Genomic DNA, 7,900 nt, shown 5'->3' with positions numbered 1-7,900 from the left:
TCCCGATACCGGGCGGCTGGAGGAGGATCTCGTCGGCTTCCTGAAAAACCTGTTCACCCACTGGCGCGAGACATCGTCGGGAAGCGTGTTCCGGTCGCTGATCGCCGAGGCGCAGTCGGACGAGACCGCTGCCGCGGCCCTTGCCGACTACTCGCTGGGCCGACGCTCCCATACCGGCCAGATCATCGAACGCGCCAAGGCAAGGGGCGAAATCCCGGCCGGCGTCGATTCAGCTGTTGTCGCAGACCTGATCGCCTCCTTCGCCTGGAGACATCTGTTGACCAACCGGCTCGACGAGGACGAAGCCGCCATCGGCAAGGCGGTCAACTACGTGATGCGAGGCATAGCGGCGCCCGCCCCTTAAAAAACGGCGATGAAAAAGGGCGCGGCAACCCCTGGCTGCCGCGCCCTTTTCAAAGAGCTATCAGTCTTACTTGGCGCTTTCCAGCGTATCGACCGTCTTCTTCAGGTTCGCGTCGGGGATCTCGATCTTGGCGCCGGCGCGCAGCGACTTGACCAGCGCAAAATATTTGTCGCGGATGACCGCCTGCTTGGCCTGGTCCTTGACGTCGTCGAAGGCCGGCGGCTGCTTGGTGCGCTTGTCCTCGAGCTTGATGACATGCCAGCCGAACTGCGACTGCACCGGCTGCTCGGTGTATTTGCCGACCTCGAGCGCGGAGGCCGCCTTGTCGAACTCCGGCACCATCTGGCCAGGTCCGAACCAGCCGAGATCGCCGCCGCTGGTCTTGCCCGAGGGATCGCTGGTGTGCTCGTTGGCGAGCTTCTGGAAGTCGGCGCCGCCGTCGAGCTGCTTGATGATGGCCTCGGCCTCTTCCTTCGTCTTCACGAGGATGTGACGGGCATGCAGCTCGTTGGTGGGCGGCGTGTTGGCGATTTCCTGGTCGTAGCGGGCGCGGACCTCGGCGTCGGTGACCTTGTCGACGACGCCCTTCTCGACCATCTCGCCATGCAGCGCGCGCTGCTGCAGGAAGGCCATGCGGCGCTGGAAGTCGGGATCCTTGTCGAGCCCTGACGTGACCGCCTGGGCGGCCATGACACGGATCTCGATGGCAGCCGAGAGCGCTGCGGCACGGCGCTGCTCGGGTGGCAATTGCGCGAACTGCTGTGACAATTCCCCTTCGGCAAGCACCAGATCGGCTTCGGTCAGGGGCTGGCCGTTGACCGTGGCGATAACCTTATTCGGATCGACCGGTGCCGCGGCTGGCGCTGCTGCATCCGCCGGGGCGGGAGCGGTTTGCTGCGCCATCAGCGGCGAGAGCGAAAGGGCCGACAGGCCGACGGCCAAGCCAAGGCTGGCGAGCGACGCGCGGCGGAACAACAGGGACATAGGGTGGACTCCGGTGGGGATTGTTAAGAGGGTGCTTCCAGATCGGCCAGATTGTGGCGGAATTTGGCGCAGCCAGCAGGGCCAGCGCGGCGTTGACATCAGTTGAGCCCCCTCTTATCTGTCCAACGACTTTGCGTCCAGAACCGTTTTCCGGGCGCTTTTTGTGTTTGCCAGTGTTCACTAATGTGTTCGCCAGTGTTCACGTGGAATTGATGGGGCCGGCCGGCGCTCATCTCAAGATTGAGAATTCTATCGAAAGGACCATTGGATGGTCAGTCTCGGCGGTCTCGCCCGTAAGGTTTTCGGTTCCTCCAACGACCGTCGGGTCAAATCGACCCGGCCCCGTGTCGAGGCGATCAACGCCATGGAAAACGAGATGCGGGCGCTCTCCGACGAGGAGTTGGTCGGCCGCACCGCGAAGTTCCGCCAGGACATAGCCAATGGCGCCACACTCGACGACCTGTTGGTGCCGGCCTTCGCCACCGCCCGCGAGGCAGCGCGCCGCGTGCTCGGCATGCGCCCCTTCGATGTCCAGCTGATCGGCGGCATGGTGCTGCACAATGGCGGTATTGCCGAGATGCGCACCGGCGAGGGCAAGACCCTGGTCGCGACGCTGCCGGTCTACCTCAATGCGCTCGCCGGCAAAGGCGTCCACGTCGTCACCGTCAACGATTACCTGGCCACCCGCGACTCCGAATGGATGGGCCGCGTCTACAAGTTCCTCGGCCTCTCGGTCGGCGTCATCGTCCATGGCCTGTCTGACGAGGAGCGCAGCGCCGCCTACGCCGCCGATGTCACCTACGCCACCAACAACGAGCTCGGCTTCGACTATCTGCGCGACAACATGAAATACGAGCGCGCCCAGATGGTGCAGCGCGGTCACAATTACGCGATCGTCGACGAAGTCGATTCCATCCTGGTCGACGAGGCGCGCACGCCGCTGATCATTTCCGGTCCGCTCGAGGACCGTTCGGAAATGTACAACACCATCGACACCTTCATCATCCAGCTGCAGCCGCAGGATTATGAGATCGACGAGAAGCAGAAGACCTCGATCTTCACCGAGGAAGGCACCGAGAAGCTCGAGAACCTTTTGCGCGATGCCGGCCTGCTCAAGGGCGAGTCGCTCTACGACGTCGAGAACGTCGCCATCGTCCATCACGTCAACAACGCGCTGAAGGCGCACCGGCTGTTCCAGAAGGACAAGGACTACATCGTCCGCAACGGCGAGATCGTCATCATCGACGAGTTCACCGGCCGCATGATGCCGGGCCGCCGCTATTCGGAAGGCCTGCACCAGGCGCTCGAAGCCAAGGAGCATGTGGCGATCCAGCCGGAGAACCAGACGCTGGCCTCCGTCACCTTCCAGAATTATTTCCGCCTCTACAAGAAGCTCTCCGGCATGACCGGCACGGCGCTGACCGAGGCCGAGGAATTCGGCAACATCTACGGTCTCGAAGTCACCGAGATCCCGACCAATCTGCCGGTCGTGCGCATCGACGAGGACGACGAGGTCTACCGGACGGTCGAGGAGAAATACAAGGCGATCGTGAGAGAGATCCGCGAAGCCAGCGCCAAGGGCCAGCCGACGCTGGTCGGCACCACTTCCATCGAAAAGTCCGAGCAGCTGGCCGAGCGCCTGCGCAAGGAAGGTTTTACCGATTTCGAAGTGCTGAACGCCCGCCATCACGAGCGCGAGGCGGCGATCGTCGCCCAGGCCGGCAAGCCCGGCGCCATCACCATCGCCACCAACATGGCCGGCCGCGGCACCGACATCAAGCTCGGCGGCAATGCCGAGATGCGCATCGAGGAAGAGCTCGGCGACATGCCGGCCGGACCCGAGCGCGAGGCGCGGGAAAAGGAAATCATTGCCGACATCGAGCGGCTGAAGGAAAAGGCGCTGGCCGCCGGCGGCCTCTACGTGCTGGCCACCGAACGCCACGAATCGCGCCGCATCGACAACCAGTTGCGCGGCCGTTCCGGCCGTCAGGGCGACCCCGGCCGCTCGAAATTCTTCCTGTCCCTGCAGGACGATCTGATGCGCATCTTCGGCTCCGAGCGCATGGACGGCATGCTGCAGAAGCTCGGCCTCAAGGAAGATGAGGCGATCATCCATCCGTGGATCAACAAGGCACTGGAAAAGGCGCAGAAGAAGGTCGAGGCGCGCAACTTCGACATCCGCAAGAACCTTTTGAAATATGACGACGTCTCCAACGACCAGCGCAAGGTGGTGTTCGAGCAGCGCATCGAGCTGATGGACGGCGAAGGCCTGTCCGAAACGATCGCCGAGATGCGCGAAGGCGTCATCGACGAGATCGTCGCCAAGGCCATTCCCGAAAACGCCTATGCCGAGCAGTGGAACGTTGCCGGGCTGAAGGCCGAGATCGCCGAGTTCCTCAACCTCGACCTGCCGGTCGAGGACTGGGCCAAGGAAGAGGGCATCGCCGAAGACGACATCCGCGAGCGCATCGGGCAGGCCGCCGAAGCCGCCGCCAAGGAGCGCGCCGAGCGTTTTGGCCCCGAGGTGATGAACTATGTCGAGCGCTCGGTTGTGCTGCAGACGCTCGATCATCTGTGGCGCGAGCACATCGTCAATCTCGACCATCTGCGTTCGGTCGTCGGCTTCCGCGGCTACGCCCAGCGCGATCCGCTGCAGGAGTACAAGGGCGAAGCATTCGAGCTGTTCCAGGCCATGCTGGGCAATCTGCGCCAGGCCGTCACCGCGCAGCTGATGCGCGTCGAACTGGTCCGCCAGGCCGCCGAAGCGCCGCCCCCGGAAGCCCCCGACATGTTCGGCACCCACATCGACGGCACCACCGGCGAGAACGACTTCGAAGGCGGCGAAACCGCCCTCCTGGTCCGCCCGGAGACAACCGCCGTCGTCGCTCCCGAGGACCGCGACCCCAACAACCAGGCCACCTGGGGCAAAGTCGGCCGCAACGAAGCCTGCCCCTGCGGTTCGGGGAAGAAGTACAAGCACTGCCACGGGGCGTTCGCGTAAGGGCGCGGCGCTTTTTTTCCCTTCTCCCCGTTCACGGGGAGAAGGTGCCCGAAGGGCGGATGAGGGGCGGCGCTGGGTTCCGCGATTGGCGTCGTTAAAACTCGGCGAATGCCGCCTCGTCGACCGTCACTTCCTCCACCATCTTCACTCGCACGCCGATCTTCTGATCCTTGAGCAGATCGCATAATCCGTCACCATCGATCAGGTCGATGGCAGGAGCGCCGTCGCGCACAGCCTCGCGCCGCGCATCCGCGGTAAATGTACCGGTGGTGATGACAAGGCCCTTATCGGCTCGACCAACCATTGCACCGCGAAAGTCGCGCACGACGCCTGACCCCACCGAGCCTTTCCAACGCTTGCACTGGAATAGCACGTGGAACGAAAGCAGGTTGACCCGCAATACACCGGTGCCGTCGATGCCACCATCGCCGCTCCTCCCGGTCACCTCGACCTTGATAAAGCCGGCCTCACGGAGAATTCTCTGGCACAACCGCTCAAAGGCCGCGGGATCAAGCGCCAGAAGTATGTCGAGCAGTTGCTCCCGCCAGTCCTTCAAGGCGATATCAGCTGCTTCCGCTTCGGCCTCCACGCGCTCGGGGGCAACGACAGTTTTCGCTTTGCGTAGTGCCGCGTCGGCTCGCCTGACAAGCCGTACGATTTCTTCCGGAGCAAGTGACAGCGATGCCCGGCCTTCCGCCGTGAGCGCCCACACGCCGCGCTCGCTATTGTTCGTGAGGCCTGCATTCTTCAGCCAGCTTCGTGCCCAGGCGCAGCGATAATCGAACTTTGCCCTTGGACCATCACCAACCAGCACCGCCCGCGCCGCATCGGAAATGTTCATCAGTACTGCCGTCTTGTCGTCGATCTCTTCGATCGAAGCGGAGCCGCCGAGCGCGTCCAATGCCCGCAAGACCGGCACAAAGAACTCTGCAAAGGGTGGAACGGTCGCCTTCATCGTCCCATCCTCATACAACCCAACGCGCAACGAACTTGTCTCGGGCCCCCAGAGTCACATGGCCGTGAATTATAAGCTGTGACATGGTTTCCCCAGAACGGGCGTATTAGAGCGGGTTTCGCGCTTCTGGGAAAGTGCTTGAATGTTAACCCGCCATCATTTGCGCTCGTATTTCCTCCGTTCTTTGCCAAGCGCACAGCGCAAACCCTCCCACCGCCAGCGCCGCCCCTCATCCGCCTGCCGGCACCTTCTCCCCGTATAGTGACGGGGCGAAGGGGGCTCCCCACCCACGTTTTCTTAATGTGTCTCCGCTACACTAACGCCTGAAAAAGAAGCGGAAAACGGAGAGAAATCGGGGTGCGCTTTTCCGCGGCCACGACTGCCGGGCGGTTCTTGCCGCAGCGTTGGGCGCTGCGCATGGGGCCGTTGCTTGGCCGCATCGATGCCGTGCTGTTCACCGCCGACGAGCGCGGCGAGGCGAGCCGCATGTCGGTCATCGCCTTCTCGGTCCGCATCGTTAGCGCCGTCATCGCCTTCGTCAGCCAGGTGCTGATGGCACGCTGGATGGGCTCGTTCGAATATGGCATCTTCGTCCTCGTCTGGGTGACGATGGTCATCGTCGGCAATCTCGCCTGCCTGGGCTTCCACACCTCGGTCATCCGCTACATTCCCGAATATCGCGAGCGCGGCTTGATGGACGAACTGCGCGGCATCGTGCTAGCCAGCCGTCTGTTCGTGCTGATCGCCTCCACGCTGATTGCCGGGCTCGGCGCGCTCGGCGTCTGGCTGGCGGCACCCTGGATCGAGAACTACTATGTGATCCCGTTCATCCTCGGCGTCATCTGCCTGCCGATGATCGCCATGTCCGACCTTTTGTCGGGCCTGGCACGCGCCAACAGCTGGGCGCTGTTTGCCCTGTCGCCGACCTATCTGGTGCGGCCCGTGCTGATCCTGCTGTTCATGGCGCTGATGCTGTTCGTGGGCTACGCACCCGATGCCAGGACCGCCATCTTCGCCTCGATCGCCGCCACCTACGCCACCACGCTGGGACAACTCGTCGGTGTCACCCAGCGCATGGAACGGCAGATCCCGGCGGGGCCGATAAAGGTCCATTTCGCGCAATGGTTCGTCGTCTCGCTGCCGATCTTCCTGGTCGAGAGCTTCTTCTTCCTGCTCACCAATGCCGATGTGCTGATGGTCGGCGCCTATATGGATCCCAACGACGTCGCCGTTTATTTCGCCACCGTGAAGACGCTGGCGCTGGTGCATTTCGTCTACTTCGCCGTCAAGGCCGGCGTTGCCCAGCGCTATGCGCAGTTCACCCATGGCGACCCGCAAAGGCTTGCCGCCTTCGCCCGCGAGACGGTGTCGTGGACGTTCTGGCCATCGCTCTTGATGGCACTGCTGGTGCTGGCGCTCGGCGAGCCGATGCTGGTGCTGTTCGGCCCTGAATTCACATCAGGCTATCCGTTGCTGTTCCTGCTTGTCTTCGGCGTCGTGGCGCGGGCCGCCGTCGGCCCCTGCGAAAGCCTGCTGACGATGAGCGGCAACCAGAACATCTGTGCTGCCGTCTATGCCATGACGCTGGCCTTCAACATCGCCCTCAATGTGGTGCTCATCCCGATGTTCGGCCTGTGGGGCGCGGCAATGGCCACCGCCTTTGCCATGATCTTCGAAGCCGGCGCGCTCTCCTTCACGGTGTGGCGCAAGCTCGGCATCGCCATGCTCATCTTCTTAGCCCCGAAAGGAGCCGCGTGATGGCTGCCATCCCGTTGCTTGAGGAAACCAGCGGCGGCACTGCCGGCGCGATGGTGTCTGGCCTTGCCGGACTGACCCGCGACGCCGACCCCGCTCACATTGAAATCCTCGCCAACAACCGGCCCGAGCGCAAGCTCGCCATCTATCCGGCATCGGCCGGCTTCGACCTGGTCGAGGAGCTGGATTATCTCTGCGCCCGCACGGTCGAGCCCAACGTGTTCTTCAACCCGCGTTTCCTGGCGCCCGCCATGCCGCGGCTGGAGGACCGCGAGGTGCGGCTGGCGGTCATCCGCGACGGCGACGAATACCGCAACCGGCTGCGCCTTCTGGTGCCGTTCTCGGTGGAACGGCCGGTGGTGCCGCTCGGCGTGCCGGTCATGCGCACATGGTCGAGCCCGTTCGGTCCGCTCGGCACGCCGCTGGTCGACCGCGACGATCCGGTCGGCGTCGTCGAAGACTTCTTCTCGATGCTGTCGCGCCCGCACCTCAAGCTGCCGAAAGTCTTCGTCCTGGCCGATGTCCGGCTCGATGGCCCGGTGGCGAGCCTGCTTGCCACCGTGGCCGAGGCGCGCGGCCTGACGCTGGTCACCACCGGCCAGATCCAGCGCCCGGCGCTGGAGAGCGAGCTCGATGGAGATGATTATCTGAAGGCCTCGCTGCGCGCGCACCATTATCGCGAGTTCCGCCGCCTGAAGCGGCGCCTTGGCGACCTTGGCAAGCTTGAGCATGTCGTGGCGCGCGGCCCCGAAGACATCCGCCATGCCATCGAAGGCTTCCTGTCGCTGGAAGCGGCCGGCTGGAAAGGCCGCGAACGCACCGCCATCGCGATCGACCGCTT

The 7,900-nt window shown here is 63.7% G+C and carries 6 protein-coding genes; 4 read left to right on the top strand and 2 right to left on the bottom strand.

Going from position 1 to position 7,900, the window contains the following annotated elements; all coding sequences use genetic code 11:
* The coding region (locus EN906_RS15095; protein ID WP_206529092.1) for a TetR-like C-terminal domain-containing protein at window positions 1-364 on the top strand (364 nt) is incomplete at its 5' end.
* A 66-nt stretch (window positions 365-430) separates the two neighbouring features.
* Here EN906_RS15095 and EN906_RS15090 read toward each other — a convergent pair.
* A complete protein-coding gene (locus tag EN906_RS15090) occupies window positions 431-1,348 on the bottom strand; it encodes a peptidylprolyl isomerase (RefSeq protein ID WP_127269307.1) in 918 nt (305 codons plus the stop codon).
* 268 nt (window positions 1,349-1,616) lie between these two features.
* On the opposite strand from EN906_RS15090, the gene secA reads away from it, so the two are divergent.
* Window positions 1,617-4,349, top strand: coding sequence for a preprotein translocase subunit SecA (gene secA / locus EN906_RS15085; RefSeq protein ID WP_127269308.1), 2,733 nt, complete (start codon window positions 1,617-1,619; stop codon window positions 4,347-4,349).
* A 94-nt stretch (window positions 4,350-4,443) separates the two neighbouring features.
* On the opposite strand, the gene EN906_RS15080 is transcribed toward secA, so the two are convergent.
* On the bottom strand, window positions 4,444-5,304 hold the full coding sequence (locus tag EN906_RS15080; RefSeq protein ID WP_127272361.1) for a restriction endonuclease: 861 nt from the start codon (window positions 5,302-5,304) through the stop codon (window positions 4,444-4,446).
* A 357-nt stretch (window positions 5,305-5,661) separates the two neighbouring features.
* Between EN906_RS15080 and EN906_RS15075 the strand changes: the two genes are divergently transcribed.
* Both EN906_RS15075 and EN906_RS15070 read left to right on the top strand, forming a co-directional pair.
* Complete coding sequence (locus EN906_RS15075; protein WP_127271016.1) at window positions 5,662-7,062, top strand: lipopolysaccharide biosynthesis protein; 1,401 nt, start codon at window positions 5,662-5,664, stop codon at window positions 7,060-7,062.
* Window positions 7,062-7,900 (top strand): GNAT family N-acetyltransferase (locus EN906_RS15070; RefSeq protein ID WP_127375240.1); only part of this gene is annotated, 839 nt, incomplete at its 3' end. The genes EN906_RS15075 and EN906_RS15070, both read left to right, overlap by 1 nt.

Source organism: Mesorhizobium sp. M7A.F.Ca.CA.004.06.1.1 (assembly GCF_003999135.1).
Taxonomy (GTDB): domain Bacteria; phylum Pseudomonadota; class Alphaproteobacteria; order Rhizobiales; family Rhizobiaceae; genus Mesorhizobium.
Note: the sequence above shows the minus strand (reverse complement) of the source record. Positions and strands in the feature narration are given on the sequence as shown.